The 22,077-nt window shown below is 70.1% G+C and carries 17 protein-coding genes and 1 pseudogene; 12 read left to right on the forward strand and 6 right to left on the reverse strand.

What is annotated here, in order from left to right; translation table 11 throughout:
- Positions 1-12 precede the first annotated feature (12 nt).
- Positions 13-1,686 carry a PHP domain-containing protein gene (locus ABZT04_RS36995; RefSeq protein WP_356062513.1) on the forward strand — a complete coding sequence of 558 codons (1,674 nt, stop codon included), beginning with the start codon at positions 13-15 and terminating at the stop codon, positions 1,684-1,686.
- 11 nt (positions 1,687-1,697) lie between these two features.
- Positions 1,698-2,537 carry a hypothetical protein gene (locus tag ABZT04_RS37000; RefSeq protein WP_356062554.1) on the forward strand — a complete coding sequence of 280 codons (840 nt, stop codon included), beginning with the start codon at positions 1,698-1,700 and terminating at the stop codon, positions 2,535-2,537.
- Between the two features lie 49 nt (positions 2,538-2,586).
- Here ABZT04_RS37000 and ABZT04_RS37005 read toward each other — a convergent pair whose 3' ends face one another.
- Genes ABZT04_RS37005 through ABZT04_RS37020 form a run of 4 tightly spaced genes read right to left on the reverse strand, consistent with a single transcriptional unit; the run spans position 2,587 to position 6,494 of the window.
- Positions 2,587-3,042 carry a MaoC family dehydratase gene (locus ABZT04_RS37005; RefSeq protein ID WP_356062516.1) on the reverse strand — a complete coding sequence of 152 codons (456 nt, stop codon included), beginning with the start codon at positions 3,040-3,042 and terminating at the stop codon, positions 2,587-2,589.
- Positions 3,043-3,098: 56 nt separating this feature from the next.
- Entirely contained in the window at positions 3,099-4,685 is a 1,587-nt protein-coding gene (locus ABZT04_RS37010) for a long-chain fatty acid--CoA ligase (protein ID WP_356062519.1), read from the reverse strand.
- Between the two features lie 10 nt (positions 4,686-4,695).
- Positions 4,696-5,565 (reverse strand): amidohydrolase family protein, encoded by an 870-nt coding sequence (locus ABZT04_RS37015; protein ID WP_356062556.1) that lies wholly within the window; start codon positions 5,563-5,565, stop codon positions 4,696-4,698.
- A gap of 11 nt (positions 5,566-5,576) precedes the next feature.
- Positions 5,577-6,494, reverse strand: a complete 918-nt coding sequence (locus tag ABZT04_RS37020; protein ID WP_356062522.1) for an SDR family oxidoreductase — start codon at positions 6,492-6,494, stop codon at positions 5,577-5,579.
- Between the two features lie 206 nt (positions 6,495-6,700).
- Between ABZT04_RS37020 and ABZT04_RS37025 the strand changes: the two genes are divergently transcribed.
- The 3 genes and pseudogenes from ABZT04_RS37025 to ABZT04_RS37035 form a co-directional block, all read left to right on the forward strand.
- Positions 6,701-7,126: a MarR family transcriptional regulator gene (locus tag ABZT04_RS37025; protein ID WP_043671884.1), complete on the forward strand. Its 426-nt coding sequence runs from the start codon at positions 6,701-6,703 to the stop codon at positions 7,124-7,126.
- A 29-nt stretch (positions 7,127-7,155) separates the two neighbouring features.
- Positions 7,156-7,926: an IclR family transcriptional regulator gene (locus ABZT04_RS37030; protein ID WP_356062525.1), complete on the forward strand. Its 771-nt coding sequence runs from the start codon at positions 7,156-7,158 to the stop codon at positions 7,924-7,926.
- A gap of 97 nt (positions 7,927-8,023) precedes the next feature.
- Positions 8,024-8,215, forward strand: a pseudogene (locus tag ABZT04_RS37035) (hypothetical protein); the annotation flags it as partial.
- A 50-nt stretch (positions 8,216-8,265) separates the two neighbouring features.
- Here the strand turns inward: ABZT04_RS37035 and ABZT04_RS37040 are convergent.
- Positions 8,266-10,926, reverse strand: a complete 2,661-nt coding sequence (locus ABZT04_RS37040; protein WP_356062527.1) for an FAD/NAD(P)-binding protein — start codon at positions 10,924-10,926, stop codon at positions 8,266-8,268.
- Positions 10,927-11,268: 342 nt separating this feature from the next.
- Here ABZT04_RS37040 and ABZT04_RS37045 point away from each other — a divergent pair, with 342 nt between their 5' ends.
- On the forward strand, positions 11,269-12,513 hold the full coding sequence (locus tag ABZT04_RS37045; RefSeq protein ID WP_356062529.1) for an Ig-like domain-containing protein: 1,245 nt from the start codon (positions 11,269-11,271) through the stop codon (positions 12,511-12,513).
- 285 nt (positions 12,514-12,798) lie between these two features.
- Positions 12,799-14,190, forward strand: a complete 1,392-nt coding sequence (locus ABZT04_RS37050) for a glycoside hydrolase family 16 protein (protein ID WP_356062531.1) — start codon at positions 12,799-12,801, stop codon at positions 14,188-14,190.
- A 68-nt stretch (positions 14,191-14,258) separates the two neighbouring features.
- On the opposite strand, the gene ABZT04_RS37055 is transcribed toward ABZT04_RS37050, so the two are convergent.
- Positions 14,259-15,158 carry an AraC family transcriptional regulator gene (locus ABZT04_RS37055; RefSeq protein ID WP_356062534.1) on the reverse strand — a complete coding sequence of 300 codons (900 nt, stop codon included), beginning with the start codon at positions 15,156-15,158 and terminating at the stop codon, positions 14,259-14,261.
- A gap of 146 nt (positions 15,159-15,304) precedes the next feature.
- On the opposite strand from ABZT04_RS37055, the gene tkt reads away from it, so the two are divergent.
- The 5 genes from tkt to pgi form a co-directional block, all read left to right on the forward strand.
- Positions 15,305-17,380 (forward strand): transketolase, encoded by a 2,076-nt coding sequence (tkt, locus tag ABZT04_RS37060; protein WP_356062537.1) that lies wholly within the window; start codon positions 15,305-15,307, stop codon positions 17,378-17,380.
- Positions 17,381-17,399: 19 nt separating this feature from the next.
- On the forward strand, positions 17,400-18,545 hold the full coding sequence (tal, locus tag ABZT04_RS37065) for a transaldolase (RefSeq protein WP_356062540.1): 1,146 nt from the start codon (positions 17,400-17,402) through the stop codon (positions 18,543-18,545).
- Positions 18,542-20,113 (forward strand): glucose-6-phosphate dehydrogenase, encoded by a 1,572-nt coding sequence (gene zwf, locus ABZT04_RS37070; protein WP_356062543.1) that lies wholly within the window; start codon positions 18,542-18,544, stop codon positions 20,111-20,113. The genes tal and zwf overlap by 4 nt, the downstream gene beginning before the upstream one ends.
- Positions 20,110-21,045 (forward strand): glucose-6-phosphate dehydrogenase assembly protein OpcA, encoded by a 936-nt coding sequence (gene opcA, locus ABZT04_RS37075; RefSeq protein ID WP_356062546.1) that lies wholly within the window; start codon positions 20,110-20,112, stop codon positions 21,043-21,045. Before zwf ends, opcA begins: the two co-directional genes overlap by 4 nt.
- On the forward strand, positions 21,038-22,077 hold a 1,040-nt coding region (pgi, locus tag ABZT04_RS37080), incomplete at its 3' end, for a glucose-6-phosphate isomerase (RefSeq protein WP_356062549.1). The genes opcA and pgi, both read left to right, overlap by 8 nt.

Raw genomic sequence — 22,077 nt, forward strand, 5'->3', positions numbered from 1 at the left:
ACCGCACCGATCATGACCGAGCAGCAACTGCCCACCTGGGCCGACCCGTCCGTCTCCCCCGCCGCCCTCGACGCGCAGGGCGTCTCCCGACGTCAACTCCTGCGCCGCGCGGGCCTGTTCGGCGCCGCGTTCACGCTCGGCGCGGGACCGCTCGCCACCTCCGCTTCGGCGGCCGGTCGCGGCTACGGCGGCAACGACCCGCGCCTCGCCTACCTCGTCGGCGACCACCATGTGCACTCCGTGTACAGCCACGACGCCAAGTACACGTTCTCCCAGCAGGCGCAGGCCGCCGCGAAGTACGGCCTCGACTGGATGGTGTTCAACGAGCACTCCAACTTCGGACACGCCTACTACGGCGCCCAGTTGGAGCACGCCGAGATCCTCAAGGCGCGCGCCGAGAACCCGCGCCAGCTCATCTTCCAGGGCCTGGAGTGGTACGTCCCGGCCGCCGAGCACTGCACCGTGTTCGCCGCGCCCGGCCGCCACGAGGTGGACCTGCTCACCCAGTTCGAGCTGGCCTACGACGGCAAGCTCCTGGCCTACACGGAGGGCGCCGCCGGCGCCACGGATACCGCCCGCAACGAGGCCCACGCGGTCAAGGCCATCAAGTGGCTGGCCGAGCAGCGCCGTTCGGGCTATGTCGACGACGTCCTCGTGCTCGCCAACCACCCGCTGCGGCTCGGTATCGACTCCCCGCACGAGATGCGGGCCTGGCGGGACGCGGCCCCCGAGATCATGATCGGCATGGAGGGCGCACCCGGCGCCCAGGGAGCGGCCCTCCCCGGCTGGCGCGGCGCCACGTCGATCCGCGGCGAGTACGAGAACAAGCCGTCGGCGCAGTCCTGGTCGGGTTATCCGGCGGACGCGTATGTGACGTACGGCGGTTTCGACTGGGCGACGGCGACCGTCGGCGGGCTGTGGGACTCGATGCTGGCCGAGGGCCGGCTGTTCTCGATCACCACCAACTCCGACAACCACCGTACGGTCTACGACACTTGGGCCAACGGCGCCTGGCCCGCGGGGCGGAACTTCGACAACACCGGCAAGCTGCCCGACCCGGTGAACACCGACACCCCGCAGCCCGGCAGCGACTTCTGGCCCGGCGAGTTCAGCCGTACGCACGTCGGTGTCACGCGTTACGGCTACGGCGCCGTGATGGCCGGTATGCGTGCGGGCCGGGTCTGGGTCGACCACGGGCATCTGCTGGACGGGCTCGACGTCCGGCTGAAGCGGGACTGCGACCACGGTCGGGGCGTGACGCTGGGCGGCCGGCTGCGGGTCCGCAAGGGTGACCGGCTCACCCTGGAGGTCACCGTGACGACGGCCTCGCGGCCCAACGCCCAGGGAATCCTGCCCGAGTTGGCGCACGTGGACGTGATCCAGGGCGCGGTGCGCGGTGCGGTGTCCGACCGGGACGCGTGGCGGGCGCCGGACACGAAGGTGGTCCGTACCGCCGACGTGAGCGGCCGCAAGGGGACGTACACCCTGCGCATCCCGGTGACCGCCGGGGACGAGTCCTTCTATCTGCGGCTGCGCGGCAGCGACGGCAAGCGACACGGCGCGGGCTACCTCGGCGCCTCGATCGACCCGCACGGCCCGATCCCCCACGAGCCCGGCAACGGTGACCCGTGGGCCGACACATGGTTCTATTCCAACCCCATCTTCGTCGACCTGGCAGGTATCTGATGAAGTCTCTGATGAAGCGTCAACTCACGGTCCTCGCCGCCTTATTGGGTGCTCTCACGCTCGGCGTGAGCACCGCCTCCGCGGTCGGCTCCCCCTGGGTGGAGACCGGCACGGCCTACACCGACAGCCTGGGCGGCGGTGAGGGTGTCGCCAGTCGTGCGGACGGCTCGCTGCTGTACCGCGGCCTGGCGTCCATCCCGCTGGATCTGCGCAGCCAGGGCTGGAACCACATCGGTGACCCGGACATCGCGAACGGCTATGTCTTCGACGCCTACCAGGCCGCCGACACGGGCACGTCCAAAATGTTCGCGGTGACCACGCCGTCCGGGACGCGCTACACGTACGTCCACACGCTCGACTCGGGCGAGAAGATCAACAACTCCTTCGACGCCGTCTCGCCCGACACACAGTGGATGGTGTCGGGCGAGTGGGGCGACCAGTCCAGACTCCAGGTCTTCCCCACTCCCCTGCTCAACCCGTCCACGCCGGCGACGGGCGGGGCGCTGCCGCAGGCCGGGCAGATCACCCTGGACAGGACGGTGAACGACATCCAGGGCTGCGACTTCGTGACGGACACCCGCCTGGTGTGTGTCTCGGACGACGCCTCGGGGAGCAAGTTCCCCGAGATCCGCCCGCTGCTCCAGGTCGACCTACCGCACAAGCTGGACGGGCAGCCGATCACCGGTACGGTCACGAGCCTGTTCGCGCTGCCCCAACGCAGCATCTGCACGGGCACGTTCGAGGCCGAGGGCATCGACTACGACGTGAACAGCGGCACGCTCCGCGCCGAGGTCGTACAGCCGGGCGTGTGCGTGGTGTCGACCAGCGTCTACTCGTACAAACAACAGTAGACAGGCGGCAGTAGACGGGCAGCAGTAGACAATCGACCGTAGGCGTCGCTCAGGCGTAGAACCGCGAGAGACTCTGCAGGACGGCGGCGGGCTTCGGCCCGCCGTCGATCTCTATCGTGCCGTCGACGGCGATCTGTACCCCGCCCGGCACGTCCTCGACCGAGGCGAGCCTCGCGACCAGCCGGATCCGCGACCCCACCTTGACCGGTGCGGGGAAACGCACCTTGTTCAGGCCGTAGTTGATTTTCGTCGACACGCCCTCGACGTCCAGCAGTTCGGTGAAGAGCGGGATGAAGAGGGAGAGGGTCAGATAGCCGTGCGCGATCGGCGCGCCGAACGGCCCCGCCGCGGCCTTCTCCGGGTCGACGTGGATCCACTGGTGGTCGCCCGTCGCGTCGGCGAACGTGTCGATGCGTTCCTGGGTGATCTCGATCCACTCGCTGGTGCCCAGGTCGCTGTCCGCGAGCTTCTTGAGTTCGTCGAGGCCGTTCACGGTGATGCCCATATGGCTTTCCCTACTTAGGAATTGGTAATTGGGAACTGGTGCTTGGGAGCCGGTACTCAGGAGTTGCTGCCGAAGCGCTGGCGCACCCGGGACTTGAGGAGCTTTCCGGAGGCGGTGCGCGGGAGTTCGTCGGCGAGCACCATCGACTTGGGGATCTTGTACTTGGCGAGCCGGCCTGCCAGCGAGGCGAGCACCTCGTCGGGGTCGGGCGAGGCGCCTTCGCGTGGCACGACGACCGCCCTCGGCACCTCGCCCCACTTGTCGTCGGGGACACCGATGACCGCGCACTCGACGATGTCGGGGTGGGCCAACAGCAGGTCCTCGATCTCGGCGGGGTAGATGTTCTCCCCACCGGAGATGATCATGTCCTTCATACGGTCGACGATGTACACGTACCCGTCCTCGTCGGTCCGGGCCGCGTCCCCGCTGCGGAACCAGCCGTCGGCGAAGACCGCGGCCGTCTCCTCGGGCAGCCCCCAGTAGCCGGGCATGACATGCGGTCCGCGCACCACGACCTCGCCGGTCTCGCCGACGTCGGCGGGGGTGAGGTCCGGCCGTACGACCCGTACGTCGCTGAAGAAGTGCGGCACACCCGCCGATCCGGCCTTGCTCACGGCGTGTTCGGCGTCGAGGAAGAGGGTGCCGGGCGCGGCCTCCGTCATGCCGTAGCCCTGGAGGAAGGTGAGTCCGCGCTCCTGGTAGGCGGCGATCAGCGGGGAGGGGACCGGGGAGCCGCCGCAGGTGAGGATGCGCACCGAGGAGAGGTCGGCGCCGGCCCAGCGGGGGTGCCGGGCGAGCTGGTCGAACATCGTGGGCACGCCGAACATGAAGGTGATCCGGTGTTGTTCGATGAGGTCGAAGGTGGCGGCCGGTTCGAAGGCCTCGACCAGGACGCAGGTGCCGCCCTTGAGCAGCACCGGCAGTGTGAGCATGTTGAGGCCGGCCGTGTGGAACAACGGGGCGGAGACCAGGGCGCGTTCATCGGCGATCAGGTCGGTGTCGACGAGGACGTTGACCGCGTTCCAGGTGAGGTTGCCGTGGGTGAGCATGGCGCCCTTGGGGCGGCCGGTCGTGCCCGAGGTGTACATGATGATGCAGGTGTCGTCGGCCGCGACGGGCTCGTCGATGGGGTCCTCGGCGGCCGCGTCGAGCAACTCCTCGTATTCGGCGCCGACTTCGACGTAGATGCGTACGTCGGTGCTGCCCGGCAGTCCGGCGACGAGTCCGGCGTGCGTCGGGCCGTAGACGAGGATCTTGGCGCCGGAGTCGGCGAGTTGGTAGGCGATCTCGGGGCCGGCGAGGCGGGTGTTGAGGGGGACGAAGACCGCGCCGAGGATGCCGGCGGCGAACAGGGTCTCCAGGTAGGAGGGGTGGTTGGGGCCGAGGTAGGCGATGCGGTCACCGCGGCGGACGCCCCGGGAGCGCAGAGCGTGGGCGAGGCGAGTGGTTCGTGTATGCAATGTGCCGTAGTCGGTCGACGTATGCAATGTGTTGTAGTCAGTCGACGTATGCGAAGTGCTGTCGTCGGTCGACGTATGCGATGTGCCATGGTCGGTCGACGATCCACCGTGGACCAGGGCGGTGCGGTGCGGGGTCTTGCGGGCCCGGCGTGCGGGCCATGACCCCAGTCCCTCGTTGCGCATCCGGCGCCCCTTATGTCAGCCCGAGCAGGCGGGCGGCGTTCTCCTTGAGGATCTTCGGCCTGACCTCGTCCTTGATCGGCAGCTTCTCGAAGTCGGCGAGCCAGCGGTCCGGGGTGAGGACGGGATAGTCGGAGCCGAAGAGGACCTTGTCCTTGAGCAGGGTGTTCGCGTACTGCACCAACTGCGGCGGGAAGTACTTCGGCGACCAGCCGGAGAGGTCGATGTGCACGCCCGGCTTGTGGGTGGCGACGGCGAGGGCCTCGTCCTGCCAGGGGAAGGACGGGTGCGCCAGGATGATCTTGAGTTGCGGGAAGTCGGCGGCGACGTCGTCCACGTGCAGGGGGTTGGAGTACTTGAGGCGGATGCCGCCGCCTCCCGGTACCCCCGCGCCGATGCCCGTCTGTCCGGTGTGGAAGAGGGCGATGGTGCCCGTCTCCTCGATGACCTCGTACAGGTCGTAGGCCACGGCCCGGTCGTTGGGGAAGAAGCCCTGGATGTTGGGGTGGAACTTGAAGCCCTTGACCCCGTACTCCTCGACCAGCCGCCGTGCCTGCTTCACGCCCGCCCGGCCCCGGAACGGGTCGATGGACGCGAAGGGGATGAGCACGTCGGCGTTGGCGGCGGCGGCCTCCGCGACCTCCTCGTTCGGGACGGGCTCGGTGCCGGTCGCGGACTCGGCGTCGACCGTGAAGATCACGGCGGCCATCTTCCGTTCGCGGTAGTAGGCGGCGGTCTCCTCCAGGGTCGGCTTCCGCTTGCCCTCGACCTTGAAGTAGGCGGAGGAGGCGTCGTGCAGTTCGTCGTCCAGGGAGGCGTGGCCCTTGGAGGACACCTCCGCGTGGGTGTGGACGTCGATCGCGACGAGTTCGCCGAGGTTCATGGGGGATGCCATCACGCCTCCGGGAGCTTCGGTGCGGGAATGCCCACCGACTGGAGTTCGGCGCCGACCGAGGTGGGGAAGGCGTCGGCCAGGGTGTCGGGGGTCCAGCCGCCGTCGGCGTAGGCGGCGCTGATCTCCTGCGGGTGGGACCAGAGTGCCACCTTGTCACCGCCGATGCCGATGGCCTGGCCGGTGATGGAGCGCGCGGCCTCGGAGGCGAGGAAGGGGACGAGGGCGGCGCAGTCCTCGGGGGTGCCGAAGCCCTCGCCCTTGCGGAGGAAGTCCGGGAAGGGCTCCCCGTTCTTCAGTGCCTCGATGTACGGGGCGAAGGCGGGGATCGTCTCGGTCATCGCGGTCGCGGCGACCGGCACGATCGCGTTGACGGTGATGCCCGCGCGCCCCAGCTCCATCGACCAGGTGCGGGCGAAGGCGGCGATGCCCGCCTTGGCGGCCGAATAGTTGGTCTGGCCGAAGTTGCCGCGCTGGCCGGCCGGCGAGCCGACCAGGATCAGCGTGCCGCCCTCGCCCTGCTCGCGCATCCGTACGGCGGCGGCGCGGGCGCAAGTGAAGGTGCCCTTGAGGTGGGTGGTGATCACCGCGTCGAAGTCGTCGTCGGTCATCTTCCACAGCACCTTGTCGCGCAGGATGCCCGCGTTGGTGACCAGCACATCGAGCCGGCCGAACTCCTCGACGGCCCGGTTCACCAGCCGCTCGGCGGCCTCCGTCGTACCGACCGGGACCACCTCGGCGACGGCGGTGCCGCCCGCCCCGGTGATCGACTTCACGGCCTGCTCGGCGACCGCCTCGTCGATGTCGTTCACCACCACGGACGCGCCGTGGGCGGCCAGGGCGTGCGCGTAGGCGAGGCCGAGGCCCCGGCCACTGCCGGTGACGACGGCGACCTTGCCGGTCAGATCGATGCTGGGCACGGATGGGTCCCTTCACATGGGGTGCGGCGTCCCGCATGGGGTGCGGTGCCAGGATCGAAGCTAAGAGCAATAATTGTTGACGTCAATAGTTGTTGGCAGCCTCGCAGTGCGACATGCTGGAATCTCCAGGACGCCTCGGACCCAGGGAGCCCGCCATCGCACGCCAGCACGTCACCCCCAAGCCCATCGACGCGCACGAGCCGTGGATGCGCGGGCTGCACGCGGACACGGGCTACCTCATGTACCGACTGGGGCTGCGCTCCGGCCAGTTGTTCAACACGTTCCTCCAGGAGTCGGGTCTACGGCTGCGCCACTACGCCCTGCTGCGTTTCCTCGCCACATCCGAGGGCGCCCTCCAGCGCGAGTTGAGCACCCGGCTCGGCTACGACCCGAGCGCGATCGTCGGCCTGGTCGACGATCTGGAGAAGCTGGGTTTCGCCGAGCGCCGCCCTTCCCCCGACGACCGCCGCAGCCGCATCGTGGTCCTGACGGAGAACGGCCGCGGCTTCCTGCGCGACACGGACGAGGCCGGGCTGCGCGTCACGAACGAACTGCTCGGCCCGCTGGACGCGACCGAGCGGGAGACCCTGCACACGCTGTTGCAGCGGGTCGCCGAGGACGGACTCGCCTGACACCGACACCGGACGGAGGCCCGGCCGCCATGACCACCACCCGGTCCGTGCCCACCACACGGTCCGCGCCCGACCGGCTGCTCGCCGTGCTCGCCGCCTTCGACCACGAGCACACGGCCCTGTCCCTGTCCGACATCAGCCGCCGGGCCGGCCTCACCCTGACCACCGCCCACCGGCTCGCGGGCGCCCTCACCGAGTGGGGCGCGCTGGAGCGGGACGCGTCGGGCGTCTACCACGTCGGTCTACGGCTGTGGGAGATCGCCGCCCTCGCACCGCGCGGCCTCGCCCTGCGCCAACTGGCCCTCCCCTACCTGGAGGACCTGTACGAATCGACGCACGAGAACGTGCAGTTGGCGGTGCGGGACGGCGACGAGGTCGTCTACACCGAGTGGATCTCGGGCCGTTCGGCGGTCGGCGTGCACATCCGGGTCGGCGCCCGCTGGCCGCTGCACGCCACCGGCGTGGGCCTGGCCCTGCTGGCCCACGACGGCCCGAACGCCCAGGAGGCGTACTGCGCGGGCCCGTTGGCGTCCTTCACGCCGTACACGATCACCGATCCGGTACGGCTGCGGCGGGTGCTGGCCGAAGTCCGGCGCACCGGCGTCGCGGTGAGCAGCCGTCAGGTCACGGACGACGCGCTGTCGGTGGCCGCTCCGGTGCGCGGTCCTGGCGGTGCGGTGGTGGCCGCGGTGTCGGTCGTGGTGCCTCAAGTGGACGCCCAGGTACCGGCGTTGATCCCGGCGGTGCGGCTCGCGGCACGCGGGATATCCCGGGCGCTGGGGTGGCGGCCGGAGCCGTAGGAAGGTCCGCCCTGCCGGGCGGGGATATCCCTCTCACCGGCGAGGCCGGGTCCGCGGGGGCTCGCGATACTGGAACGGCCCCTGCCCCGAGGAGCCGCTCAGGCCCGGCCTCGGCCTGACCCTCGCGGTGCTGATCGACGCGACGGTCGTACGGATGCTGCTGGTTCCGGCGACGATGGCTCTGCTCGGCCACCGCGCCTGGTGGGCGCCGAAGCCGCTGCGCCGGGCGCACGACCGGTACGGGTTGCGTGAAGAGGCTTCTGTGGAGCGGGAGTTGGCGAGCCGCTGACGTCGGTGCCGCCGGTGCTCCGCGGAAGGGTCGCAGAGCACCGGCACACCTCACTCGGGCAACCCGGCCAGCATCCGCCGGTCCCTGGGCGTCGCCTTCCGGTCCAGGCGTGCGTCCAGCAGGCGTCGTGCCGCGTCGCACCGGCCCGCCGAGACCAGCGCGTACAGCAACGTCTCCTCGACGACCTCGCGTTGGGCCGCGCTGCCGCCCACCTTGCGCAGGACCGGCAGCAGGGCGTCGAGGCCTCGCGCGGCCTCGTGGAAGCGGTGTTCCACGAGGGCGGCGAGGGCCTCGCAGAGCGGTGCGACGACCTCACGCTGGACCGGGTCGGCGCCCGCCGCGTGGTCGCGGAGGCGGCGCAGGGCGGGCAGATCGCCCGCGGCGGTCAGGGCCACCGCCGCGTGCAGCGCGGTGAACGCGGTCGCGGGGCGCTCCAGCACCTCGCAGGCCACGGCGTCCAGGACGTCCGAAGTGGGCAACTCCCCCTGCCAGTTGCCGCTGAGCCTGGCCCGCCAGAGCAGCGACCCCGAGTCGACCAGCGCGCGTACCCCGGTCACCCGTCCGGGCGCCAACTGGGCGTACCAGCGCCTGCGGACGGCGGCCGGGTCGTCCAACGCGAGTTCGTGCAGGGCGATGTGCCAGGAGAAGTGGGCCCGGTGGACCGCGCCCCGGCCCTGTCCCGACACCCAGCCGTCGAGCCAGTCCCGGCCCGCCTCGTGGGCGCCGGACTCGTAGTGGACGTGGGCCAGCGCGTGCACCGCGTGCCCGGACGCGGGCTGGGCTCCCAGGGCACGGTGGGCGAGTTCGCCCGCCTCGTGCAGCCGGCCCTGCTCCTGGCGGAGGAACGCGAGCAGCGAGGTGTGGAACCAGTGCCCGTCGTAGGCGGGGGACGTCCGCTCGACCAGGCGCAGCGCGTAGTCGTCGTCCAGGTCGGTGACCCCGGAGAAGGCGATGGTGGGTACGGCGGTGGCGAGGGCGAGCGCGTCGGCGGGGTGGGCGTCGAGGTGCCGTATCAACGCGCGGTCCCCGTCGGTGGATTGGACTCGGCGGGTGATCACGTCCACGAAGGACCGCTCCCGTTCGTCGGCCCGTTCGCGCGCGCAGCGCTGGGCGTCGGCGAGCGCCCGGGGCACGTCGACGGCGGCCCCGCACTCGTGGCCGAGGAGGGCCAACGCCGCGTGGCCCAGGGCGAATCCGGGGTCCAGGGCGACCGCGCGGGCGAAGGCGTCCTCGGCTCCGGCGCGCACCTTGAGGACCCGGTCGAGCCCGTTGCGGTAGGCGGTGGCGGCCTCGGCGTGGGTCGAGAGCGGGAGTCCGAGTCCGTCGACCGGCCTGCGGCGGGTGCGGCGGGCCGGTGGCGGGAGCAACTGTCTTGCCAGGGCGGCGGCCTGGACGCGGATCTCGGGGATCGCGGTGGTCTCCCACAGCTCGCCGCGCCGAGGGGCGCCGAGCGTGAACAGCGGTCGTACGGAACGGCCTTCGGTGTCGAGCAGGCGTCCGTCCCGTGTGGCGACTCCCATGCCGAGCGGCCCCGGCACCGCCATCCCGGTCTCGAACAGTCCGCGCCACAAGGGGTCTTCGAGCCGCTGTCCCGGTCCGGTGCAGTCGATCACCCAACCCACGTGCAGGGTACGGCCGTTGGAGAGGGTGACCGCCAACCGACCGCCGTCCTCGACCACATCGGCGATCGTGCCCGCGTGCACCCGAAGGCGGCGTGCGGTGCGGGCCCGGGTGACGGACTCGGCGGTGGTGGGTGCCATGCGGTGGCGGTGGGTGTTCCAGATCGCGCCCTCGTGGGCGAGGAACTCCGCGCGTTCCTCGGGGGTGAGGCTGCGCCAGAGTCTCGCGGTGTGGGGGCGCAGGCTGTCGAGCGCGGGCCGCCAGTCGCCGTGGGTGCGCACGGAGCGGCTGACGTGCCGGTAGACGGTCCTGCGCAGGCCGCTCAGCGTGAGGTCGCGCGGCCACGGCGGCGCCTCCATCGCGCCGGACGGTCCCAACGCGTGGGGCTGCGGCAGGAGTCCGCTCCGGGACACCGCGTGCACCGTGCGTTCGGACCGGTCCAGGGTGAGGGCGAGGTCCACGGCCGTGAGGCCGGTGCCGACGAGCAGGATGTCGGCGCTGCCCTCGCGTACGGGGTCCAGTGCGCCGGGCGTCCAGGGCGAGGTGAGGAAGCGGGGTGAGGAACGCAGCGCGGGCGGCGCCCAGTCGGCGGTCGGGGCGGCGGGGCCGGTGGCGAGGACCGCACTGTCGGCGGTGAGGAGTCCCCCGTCGGCGAGGTGGAGTTCCACCGGGCCTTCGGGGGTGCCGGTACAGGTGTCGGCGCGGGTGCGCAGCCGGCGTACGGAAACCGTGCCGTGGGAGCGGACGACGGCCTGGGCGAGGGTGTCGGCGAGGTAGGCGCCGTAGCGGTAGCGGGTGGCGAAGTCGGCGGCGCCGACGGTGGGTTCGCCGTGGCGGCACAGCCAGCGGGTGAAGTGGCCGGGATCGTCCGGGTAGCAACTCATGCCGCCCGCCGGGACGTTGAGGCGGTGGCGTGGATCCTGGGTCGCGTAGGCGGTGCCGCGGCCGGCCTCCGGGGCCGGGTCGACCAGCACCAGGTCGAGGGGGGTCCGGCGGCGGGTGGCCGTCTCGCAGAGCTGGACGGCGGTCAGGGTGCCTGCCGCGCCCGCTCCGACGATCGCCACGGTGGGCCGCTTGCGGACTTCGGTCACGAATACCTCCGGCGGTGGTCTGCCGCGGAGCCGTCGAAACGGAACTCCGCCTTCGGTTCCTTCCTCACTCTTCCGACCGGACAGGTGGGGAAGCCATGGCGGGACGGGGATCTCACCGGATACTCAGGGCACCGGTCGGCGCGTTCATACTCTGTTCACACTCACGGAGCCTCCGGCAACCGTGGTTTCAGGCCTTCCTTCAGGCTCTCTTCACAGGAATCTCAGGTGGAGCCCCTGGGATTCAAAGATTCAATCCAGGGAAGTGACGCAGGATGCAACAGCACTGGTGATCTCGTCGCGTATGGCCAGGGGGTGTGCGCGACATGCGGAGGAAGGCCTGCCGTGGGCGTGTCGCACATATCCAACCGGTCCGAGAAGCAGTCGGAGAGGTGGTCCCGGCGTGGGGTCCTCACCGTGCTCGGGGTGGTGCCGGCCGCCGTACTGACGGGGTGCAGCGGTTCGGCGGACGCCACGGAGGGTTCCTCGTCCGGGGGCTCGTCGGCGACCGCGTCCGTGAAGTCCGCGAAGGCGCCGACCGTCACGGTCTCGCCCGCCGACGGCACGAAGAAGGCCGATTTCACCGCCCCGGTCACGGTGACGGTGGCCGACGGCACGCTCGCCACCGTGAAGGTGACCGGCAACGACGGCTCCACGCTGGCCGGGTCGTTCAACGACGCGAAGACCAAGTGGACATCCGCGAAGAACCCGTACTCGGGCACCAAGTACACGGTCTCGGCGCAGACGCAGGGTGCCGCCGCGCAGACGGCGACCTTCACCACCAAGTCGCCGGGCGAGACCTTCGTCGGCTACTTCACCCCCGAGGCGAACTCCACCTCCGGCGTCGGCATGCCCGTGTCGATCAACTTCACGCACGCGGTCACCGACCGGGCCGCCGTCCAGAAGGCGATCACGGTCACCGCCGAGCCCGCCGTCGAGGTGGTCGGACACTGGTTCAGCGACACCCGCCTGGACTTCCGCCCCGAGACGTACTGGGCGGCCGGCACGAAGATCACGCTCAGCCTGCGGCTGAAGGACGTCGAGGGCCAGGACGGCATCTACGGCGTGCAGTCCAAGGACGTCACCTTCGACATCGGCCGTGAGCAGATCAGCACGGTCGACCTGTCCAGCAAGGAGATGGTCGTCAAGCGGGACGGCAAGACCGTTGCCACCTACCCGGTCAGCGGCGGCAACGCCCAGCACACCACCTGGGCCGGGATCATGGTGATCAGCGAGCGGTTCAAGCAGACCCGCATGGAGTCCTCGACGGTCGGGCTCGGCGACGAGTACGACATCTCCGACGTCCCGCACGCCCAGCGCCTGACCACCTCCGGCACCTTCGTGCACGGCAACTACTGGGCGTCCACCTCGGTGTTCGGCAGCGAGAACACCAGCCACGGCTGCGTGGGCCTGCACGACGCCAAGGGCGCGAACGACAGCTCGGTGGCGGGCTACAAGTTCTACGACAGCTCGATGCTCGGCGACGTCGTCATCGTCAAGAACTCCGGCGACAAGACGGTGGCGGCGGACAACGGCCTCAACGGCTGGAACCTGTCATGGGCGGACTGGAAGGCGGGCAGCGCGGTCTGACCGGGGCCCCGACGATCAAGTTCGGCGTCGCGGCAAACGAGTCACCGGCGGCCAGCGACATCACTCCGCCGGCCGGCGACCCTGCGCCGGACACCCCGCAGGCGCGACCCGCATGGCCGCCGGACATCTTCAACTCTCGACTCCGCGCGAGCCTTCAACTCTTGACGGTGTTTCAACTCTTGACGACGGGAGTGCCGGGGAGCACATTGACCCCATCCTGAGAGCGCTCTCAGAAGCTCTCGGGGCACCCGCGCACCTCCCTCCGTACCCGAGAGGCTCACCCCCATGAGTGCACCTTCCGGAATACCCAGACGCCGCCGCGCCCTCGTCGCCGTACTCTCCACGCTCGGCCTGGCGGCCGCGTTCGCCACCGCCTTCGCCCTCCCCGCGGACGCCTCCGCGCCCACTCCCCCGTCGGGTTGGACCCAGGTCTTCCTGGACGACTTCAACGGCGCCGCGGGCTCCGGCGTCTCCACCACCAACTGGCAGTACGACACCGGGACTTCGTATCCCGGTGGCGCCGCCAACTGGGGCACAGGCGAGGTCGAGACGATGACCTCCTCCACCAACAACGTGGCGCTGGACGGCAACGGCAATCTGCTGATCACCCCGCGCCGGGACGCCTCGGGCAACTGGACCTCGGGCCGTATCGAGACCAACCGCACCGACTTCCAGCCTCCGGCCGGCGGGAAGCTCCGCGTCGAGGCGAGGATCCAACTGCCCAACGTCACCGGCTCGTCGGCGCTCGGCTACTGGCCCGCGTTCTGGATGCTGGGCGCGCCGTACCGGGGCAACTACCAGAACTGGCCCAGCGTCGGCGAGTTGGACGTCATGGAGAACGTCCAGGGTCTGAACACCGACTGGGCGACGATGCACTGCGGCACCAACCCGGGCGGCCCCTGCAACGAGACGAGCGGCATCGGCGGCAACACCGCCTGCACCGGCACCACGTGTCAGGCCGGCTTCCACACCTACGCCATGGAGTGGGACAGGTCGACGAGCCCGGAGCAGATGCGCTTCTATCTGGACGGCGTCAACTTCCATACGGTGAACGCCAGTCAGGTCGACGCCACCACGTGGGCCAACGCCACCAACCACGGTTTCTTCATCATCCTGAACGTGGCGATGGGCGGCGGCTTCCCGGACGCGTTCGGCGGCGGCCCGACGAGCGCCACCGACCCGAACCACCCCATGACGGTGGACTACGTCCAGGTGCTCCAGTCGACGGGCAGTGGGAGCGGTACCACGACCCCGCCGACCGGCAACCGGGACGCCTACGGCGCCATCCAGGCCGAGTCGTACGACAGCCAGTCCGGGACCGTCGCCGAGACCACCACGGACACCGGTGGCGGCCAGGACCTCGGCTCGATAGCCAACGGCGACTGGGCGCTCTACAAGGGCGTCAACTTCGGCTCCACGGCGGCCACCCAGTTCTACGGCCGGGTCGCGAGCGGTGCGGCGAGCGGGGTCAGCGGTCTGGTGCAGGTGCGGCTCGACAGTCCGACCGCGACTCCGGTGGGCAGTTTCGCGGTGGGCAACACCGGGGGCTGGCAGTCGTGGAGGACGGTGCCCGCGAACATCAGCTCGGTCACCGGGACCCATGACGTCTATCTCACGTTCAGCAGCGGCCAGTCGGCGGACTTCGTGAACGTCAACTGGTTCGACTTCGGCCACTGATCCCGACCGCTCACGGGCGAAGGGGGTTCACGCGTTTCGCGTGGGCCCCCTTCCGCATGTCCCGGCCGTCAGCGCAGTTCGGCCCGGAACGCCGCCGGCGTCACATCCGTGTGCTGCTGGAAGAACTTGGAGAAGTTCGCCGCGTCGGGGAAGCCGACCGCCGCCCCGACCCGGCCGATCGGCAGGTCCGTGTGGGCCAGGAGACGCTTCGCCTCCAGGACGACGCGTTTGTCGATGAAGCCCTTGGGGGTCTCGCCGGTGGCGGCGCGGACCGCGCGGACCAGGGTGCGGCGGGAGTAGCCGAGGGCGTCGGCGTAGGCACTGACGCTGTGATTGGTGGCGAAGCCCTGCTCGACGGCGTCGCGGAAGAGGGTGAACGTCGTGTCGGCCTGCTGCCGGGCCGCCTCCGCCGAACTGGCGGCGAGATGCGCGAGCCGGAGCAGGAACGCGGTCAGGGAGTGCCGCAGGACCGAGGTGTGCAGGCTCAGCGGGAGGGTCGTCGAGTCCTCGTACTCGTGCTGGAGCTGGCCCAGCGAGGAGCGAAGGGCCGCGAGGCGGGGCTCGTCGGGGTGCAGGAGGGGCGGCAGGTCGTAACGGTAGAGGCCGGTCGCCTCGACCGTGGCGCGAGGCAGGAAACCGGGCTGCATGGTCAGGACGGTGCCGTGGTAGGCGTCCATGCGGGAGAAACGGTGGACCTGGCCGGGGCGGATCCACAGGACGTCGCCGGGGTTCGCCTCGTACTCGGCGAAGTCGATCATGTGGCGGACCGGGCCCTCGTCGAAGAGCATCACCACATGGAAGTCGATGCGGTGGACGCGGTGCAGGGGTGCGTCGGCGTGCCAGGTGCGCCCGGTGCCCATCGGGCCGACCTGCATGCCGACCCCGCAGACGCTCAGATCGACAGGGAAGGGAAACGTTCTGATCACGTCGCCGTCACCGCCGACGCCTTGGATGGTTCTGTCCGCCATGTCCTTCTCGTGCCGCCTCAGTGCGGGTCCCGGTGTCCCACTTTCACCACAGGCTGGCACACGGGCACCTTCCCTCGTAAAAGTCAGACTTTTAAGTTTGAACACGTCCGAGCAGTTCTGCCGCTCTTACCGAGGACTTCTTGAAGATGAACGCGCACACACCTGACAGCCTCGAGTGGACCGATCTCGACCGTCGAGCCGTCGACACCGCCCGTGTTCTGGCCGCCGACGCGGTGCAGAAGGTCGGCAACGGGCACCCGGGCACGGCGATGAGCCTGGCCCCCGCCGCGTACACGATCTTTCAGAAGGTGATGCGTCACGACCCCGCGGATCCCGAGTGGACCGGCCGTGACCGCTTCGTCCTCTCCCCCGGCCACACCTCGCTGACGCTCTACACCCAGCTCTACCTCGCCGGGTACGAGCTGGAGCTGGACGACCTGAAGGCGTTCCGGACGCACGGCTCGAAGACGCCTGGTCACCCCGAGTACGGGCATACGGCCGGTGTGGAGACCACGACCGGCCCGCTCGGACAGGGTGTCGCCAACGCCGTCGGCATGGCGATGGCCGCCCGCTACGAGCGCGGCCTGTTCGACCCCGAGGCCCCCGAGGGCGAGTCGCCCTTCGACCACACCGTCTGGGCGATCGTCTCCGACGGCGACCTGGAGGAGGGCATCTCCGCCGAGGCCTCCTCGCTGGCCGGCCACCAGAAGCTCGGCAACCTCGTCTTCGTCTACGACGACAACCACATCTCCATCGAGGGCGACACCGCGACCGCCTTCTCCGAGGACGTCCTCAAGCGGTACGAGGCCTACGGCTGGCACACCCAGCGCATCGAGCCCGCCGCCGACGGCGACATCGACGTCCACGCGCTGTACACGGCGCTGAAGGCGGCGCAGGCCGAGACCGGGCGCCCCTCGATCATCGCGATGCGCACGGTCATCGCCTGGCCCGCCCCGAACGCGCAGAACACCGAGGCCGCCCACGGCTCCGCGCTCGGCGCCGACGAGGTCGCCGCCACCAAGCGCGTCCTGGGCTTCGACCCGGAGAAGTCCTTCGAGGTCGCCGACGAGGTCCTCGCGCACAGCCGCCGGGCCCTGGACCGGGGCGCCGAGGCGCACTCCGCGTGGGACAAGCGGCTCGGCGAGTGGCGCGGCGCCCAGCCCGAGCGCGCGCGGCTCTTCGACCGGATCGTCGCCGGTCAGCTCCCCGAGGGCTGGGAGCAGTCCCTGCCGGTCTTCGAGCCCGGCTCCTCCGTCGCCACCCGCGCCGCGTCCGGCAAGGTGCTCCAGGCGCTCGGCGCGGTCCTGCCCGAGCTGTGGGGCGGCTCCGCCGACCTGGCCGGCTCGAACAACACCACCATCGACAAGACCTCGTCCTTCCTCCCTAAGGGCAACCCGCTCCCGGAGGCCGACCCGTACGGCCGTACGATCCACTTCGGCATCCGCGAGCACTCCATGGCGGCCGAGATGAACGGCATCGCCCTGCACGGCAACACGCGTGTCTACGGCGGCACCTTCCTGGTGTTCTCCGACTACATGCGCAACGCCGTGCGCCTGTCCGCGCTGATGCAGCTCCCGGTGACGTACGTCTGGACGCACGACTCCATCGGTCTCGGCGAGGACGGCCCCACCCACCAGCCGGTCGAGCACCTCGCCTCGCTGCGCGCCATCCCGGGCCTGAACATCGTCCGCCCCGCCGACGCCAACGAGACGGCGATCGCCTGGGCCGAGATCCTCAAGCGGCACGCCACCAAGCCCGCCCCGCACGGCCTGGCGCTCACCCGCCAGGGTGTCCCCGTGTACGAGCCCAACTCCGACGCGGCGCGCGGCGGTTACGTCCTCAAGGACTCCTCCACCGAGATCCCGGACGTCGTGCTCATCGCGACCGGTTCCGAGGTCCACCTCGCCGTCGAGGCGCGCGAGCGGTTGGAGGCGGAGGGCGTGGGCGCCCGGGTGGTGTCGATGCCGTCCGTGGAGTGGTTCGAGGAGCAGTCGCGCGAGTACCGCGACAGCGTCCTTCCGCCGTCCGTGAAGGCCCGCGTTGCGGTCGAGGCCGGGATCGGTCTCACGTGGTACCGGTTCACAGGTGACGCAGGACGCATCGTCTCCCTCGAACACTTCGGCGCCTCCGCCGACGCCAAGACCCTGTTCGCCGAGTTCGGCTTCACCGCCGAGAACGTCGCCGCAGCAGCGAAGGAATCCCTCGCTGCCGCGCGCGGTTGATCCGATCGCCAGAAAGAAGATGATCACAGTGACCGAAGTGACCGCCACCGCGGGAACACTCAAGCGCCTCTCCGACGAGGGCGTCTCCATCTGGCTGGACGACCTGTCGCGCAAGCGGATCGAGTCCGGCAACCTCGCCGAACTCGTCGACACGAAGAACGTCGTCGGCGTCACCACCAACCCCTCCATCTTCCAGGCCGCCATCGGCTCCGGCGAGGGCTACGAGGAGCAGCTCGCCGACCTGGCCGTGCGCAAGGTGACGGTCGAAGAGGCCGTACGGATGATGACCACCGCCGACGTCCGCGCCGCCGCCGACATCCTGCGCCCGGTGTACGAGGCGACCGGCGGCCGGGACGGCCGGGTCTCCATCGAGGTCGACCCGCGGCTCGCCCACAACACGGCGGCGACGATCGCCGAGGCCAAGCAGCTCGGATGGCTCGTCGACCGCCCCAACGTGATGATCAAGATCCCGGCGACGAAGGCGGGCCTGCCGGCCATCACCGAGGTCATCGGCCTCGGCATCAGCGTCAACGTCACGCTGATCTTCTCCCTGGAGCGCTACCGCGAGGTCATGGACGCCTATCTGGCCGGCCTGGAGAAGGCCCGCGCCGCGGGCCTCGACCTGGCGACCATCCACTCGGTGGCGTCCTTCTTCGTCTCCCGCGTCGACTCCGAGATCGACAAGCGCCTCACCGCGCTCGCAACGGACGAGGCCCTCGCCCTCAAGGGGAAGGCCGCCCTCGCCAACGCGCGGCTCGCCTACCAGGCCTACGAAGAAGTCTTCTCCGGTGACCGCTGGACCGCCCTCGCGGGCGCCAAGGCCAACAAGCAGCGCCCCCTGTGGGCCTCCACCGGCGTGAAGGACCCGTCCTACAAGGACACCCTCTACGTCGACGAGCTGGTCGCGCCCGGCACCGTCAACACCATGCCCGAGGCCACCCTGAACGCCACCGCCGACCACGGCGACATCCACGGCGACACGGTGACCGGCGGCTACGCACAGGCGCGCGCCGACCTGGACGCCGTAGAACGTCTGGGGATTTCCTACGACACCGTCGTCAAGCAGTTGGAGGACGAGGGCGTCGCCAAGTTCGAGGTGGCCTGGCAGGACCTGCTGGGCGCCGTCGCGAAGTCGCTGAGCGGCAAGGGGGTCGACGGGGAATGAGTGAACAGGCTCTGACCGTGGAGGAGTTGACGGACGCTCTCGCGGCCGACTGGGACAACCCGCTGCGGGACCCCCGCGACCGCCGGCTCCCCCGTATCGCGGGCCCGTCCGGACTGGTCATCTTCGGGGTCACCGGTGACCTGTCCCGCAAGAAGCTGATGCCGGCCGTCTACGACCTGGCCAACCGGGGCATGCTGCCGCCGGGGTTCTCCCTCGTCGGGTTCGCCCGGCGCGACTGGGAGGACCAGGACTTCGCGCAGGTGGTGCACGACTCGGTGCGCGAGCACTCCCGCACCGAGTTCCGCGAGGAGGTCTGGCAGCAGCTCGCCGAGGGCATGCGGTTCATCCCGGGCGACTTCGACGACGACACCGCGTTCAAGCAACTGCGCGCGGCTGTCGACGAGTTGGACACCTCCCGCGGTACCAGTGGCAACTACGCGTTCTATCTCTCCGTACCGCCGAAGTTCTTCCCGAAGGTCGTCAAGCAGCTCAAGAAGCACGGTCTGGCGGACGCGCGGGAAGGGGCCTGGCGGCGCGCGGTCATCGAGAAGCCGTTCGGCCGCGACCTGAAGAGCGCCCGCGAGCTGAACAAGATCGTGCACGAGGTGTTCGACCCGGACCAGGTGTTCCGGATCGACCACTACCTCGGCAAGGAGACCGTCCAGAACATCCTTGCGCTGCGCTTCGCCAACCAGATGTACGAGCCGATCTGGAACCGGTCCTACGTCGACCACATCCAGATCACGATGGCCGAGGACATCGGCATCGGCGGCCGGGCCGGCTACTACGACGGCATCGGTTCGGCGCGTGACGTCATCCAGAACCACCTGCTCCAGCTGATGGCGCTGACCGCCATGGAGGAGCCGATCGCCTTCGACGAGGAGGCGCTGCTCACCGAGAAGCTCAAGGTGCTCAAGTCGGTGCGGCTGCCGCAGGAGCTGGGCGAGCACACGGTGTTCGGGCAGTACGCGGAGGGCTGGCAGGGCGGCGAGAAGGTCGTCGGCTACCTCCAGGAGGACGGTATCGACCCGCAGTCGAAGACCGACACCTACGCGGCCGTCAAGCTGGAGGTGGACAACCGCCGCTGGGCGGGCATCCCCTTCTACCTGCGCACCGGCAAGCGCCTCGGCCGCCGCGTCACGGAGATCGCGGTCGTCTTCAAGCGGGCCCCGCACTCCCCCTTCGACTCCAACGCCACCGAGGAGTTGGGTCAGAACGCGATCGTCATCCGCGTCCAGCCCGACGAGGGCATGACGGTCCGGTTCGGCTCGAAGGTGCCGGGCACCTCGATGGAGATCCGGGACGTGTCCATGGACTTCGCCTACGGCGAGTCGTTCACGGAGTCGAGCCCGGAGGCGTACGAGCGGCTCATCCTGGATGTGCTGCTCGGCGACGCCAACCTGTTCCCCCGCCACCAGGAAGTGGAAGAGTCCTGGAAGATCCTCGACCCGATCGAGGAGTACTGGGCGGGGCACGGCAGGCCCGCGCAGTACTCCTCGGGCAGTTGGGGCCCCGAGGAGGCGGACGAGATGCTCGCACGAGACGGACGGAGCTGGCGCAGGCCATGAAGATCGACCTGAGCGACACCACGGCAAGCAAGATCAACAAGGCGCTGGTGCAGGGTCGCCGCGACATCGGCACCCCTGCCGTGGGCATGGTCCTGACGATGGTCATCGTCACGGACGAGGAGAACGCCTACGACTCGATCAAGGCGGCCGAGGAGGCCTCGCACGAGCACCCCTCGCGCACCCTGGTCGTCATCAAGCGGCAGGCCCGCACCCCGCGCGACCGCACCGACTCCCACCTCGACGCCGAGGTCCGGGTGGGCGCCGACGCGGGCACCGGCGAGACGGTCGTGCTGCGGACCTACGGCGAGGTGTCCGAGCACGCCGACTCCGTCGTGCTGCCGCTGCTGCTGCCGGACGCGCCGGTCGTCGTGTGGTGGCCGTCCGAGGCCCCCGAGGTCCCGTCGAAGGACCCGCTGGGCGCCCTCGCCCAGCGACGGATCACCGACCTGTACGCGGCGGAGAACCCCCTCGAAGCCCTGGACACCCGCGCCCGTTCCTACGCGCCCGGCGACACCGACCTCGCCTGGACCCGGCTGACCCCCTGGCGCTCGATGCTGGCGGCGGCCCTCGACCAGGCCAAGGCGAAGATCACCTCCGGTGCGGTGGAGAGCGAGGCCGACAACCCCGCCGCCGAACTGCTGGCGCGCTGGCTGGAGGCCCGGCTCAAGGTGAAGATCGACCGCGTGGTCACCGCGGGGCCGGTCGTCACGGCCGTCCGGCTCGGTACCGCCGCAGGCGAGGTCGTCATCGACCGCCCCGAGGGCCCGCTGGCCACACTGACCCTGCCCGGGCAGCCCTCCCGCACCCTGGCGCTGAAGGTCCGCACCACCTCCGAACTGATCGCCGAGGAACTCCGGCGCCTCGACGCCGACGAGATGTACGCCATCGCCCTGCGGGCCGAGGGCACCAAGGAGACCCCTGCTCATGTCTGACTCCCCCAAGCTGGTGCGGCGGCCCGAGTGGACCGCGCTTGAGGACCACCGCGCGGGTCAACCGCACCCGCAGTTGCGTGAGTTGTTCGCGGCGGACCCCGGGCGCGCGGAGCGGTACGTGGTCTCGGTCGGCGACCTGCGCATCGACTACTCCAAGCACCTGATCACCGACGAGACCCTCGCCCTGCTCCAGGAACTGGCCACCGCCACCGGCGTGTTCGGGCTGCGGGACGCCATGTTCCGCGGCGAGAAGATCAACGTCACCGAGGACCGTGCGGTCCTGCACACCGCGCTGCGCGCCCCCCGGGACGCGGTGATCGAGGTCGACGGCGAGAACGTGGTCCCGGCCGTGCACGCCGTGCTCGACAAGATGGCCGGCTTCGCCGACCGGGTCCGCTCCGGCGAGTGGACCGGCCACACCGGCAAGCGCATCAAGAACATCGTCAACATCGGCATCGGCGGCTCCGACCTCGGTCCGGCGATGGCGTACGAGGCGCTGCGCAGCTTTACCGACCGCTCGTTGACGGTCCGCTTCGTGTCGAACGTGGACGGCGCCGACCTCCACGAGGCGACCCGCGACCTCGACCCGGCCGAGACGCTGTTCATCGTCGCGTCGAAGACGTTCACCACGATCGAGACGATCACTAACGCGACGTCCGCCCGGAGTTGGCTTCTCGACGGGCTGGGCGGCGACGACAAGGCTGTCGCGAAGCACTTCGTGGCGCTGTCGACGAACGCCGGGAAGGTGTCGGACTTCGGGATCGACACGGACAACATGTTCGAGTTCTGGGACTGGGTCGGCGGCCGCTACTCCTACGACTCGGCGATCGGGCTCTCCCTGATGATCGCCATCGGGCCGGACCGCTTCCGGGCGATGCTCGACGGTTTCCACACCGTCGACGAGCACTTCCGCACCGCGCCCGCCGAGTCCAACGCACCGTTGCTCCTCGGCCTGTTGGGTGTCTGGTACGGCAACTTCCACGACGCCCAGTCGCACGCCGTACTGCCCTACAGCCACTACCTGTCCAAGTT

This window comes from Streptomyces sp. NPDC005492, assembly GCF_040605995.1.
Classification (GTDB): Bacteria; Actinomycetota; Actinomycetes; order Streptomycetales; family Streptomycetaceae; genus Streptomyces.

Coding starts and splice junctions, on each gene's coding strand:
- ABZT04_RS36995 (WP_356062513.1), top strand. CDS start 13: ATGACCGAGCAGCAACTGCCCACCTGGGCCGACCCGTCCGTCTCCCCC.
- ABZT04_RS37000 (WP_356062554.1), top strand. CDS start 1,698: ATGAAGCGTCAACTCACGGTCCTCGCCGCCTTATTGGGTGCTCTCACG.
- ABZT04_RS37005 (WP_356062516.1), bottom strand. CDS start 3,042: ATGGGCATCACCGTGAACGGCCTCGACGAACTCAAGAAGCTCGCGGAC.
- ABZT04_RS37010 (WP_356062519.1), bottom strand. CDS start 4,685: ATGCGCAACGAGGGACTGGGGTCATGGCCCGCACGCCGGGCCCGCAAG.
- ABZT04_RS37015 (WP_356062556.1), bottom strand. CDS start 5,565: ATGAACCTCGGCGAACTCGTCGCGATCGACGTCCACACCCACGCGGAG.
- ABZT04_RS37025 (WP_043671884.1), top strand. CDS start 6,701: ATGCGCGGGCTGCACGCGGACACGGGCTACCTCATGTACCGACTGGGG.
- ABZT04_RS37030 (WP_356062525.1), top strand. CDS start 7,156: ATGACCACCACCCGGTCCGTGCCCACCACACGGTCCGCGCCCGACCGG.
- ABZT04_RS37050 (WP_356062531.1), top strand. CDS start 12,799: ATGAGTGCACCTTCCGGAATACCCAGACGCCGCCGCGCCCTCGTCGCC.
- ABZT04_RS37055 (WP_356062534.1), bottom strand. CDS start 15,158: ATGGCGGACAGAACCATCCAAGGCGTCGGCGGTGACGGCGACGTGATC.
- tkt (WP_356062537.1), top strand. CDS start 15,305: ATGAACGCGCACACACCTGACAGCCTCGAGTGGACCGATCTCGACCGT.
- tal (WP_356062540.1), top strand. CDS start 17,400: ATGATCACAGTGACCGAAGTGACCGCCACCGCGGGAACACTCAAGCGC.
- zwf (WP_356062543.1), top strand. CDS start 18,542: ATGAGTGAACAGGCTCTGACCGTGGAGGAGTTGACGGACGCTCTCGCG.
- opcA (WP_356062546.1), top strand. CDS start 20,110: ATGAAGATCGACCTGAGCGACACCACGGCAAGCAAGATCAACAAGGCG.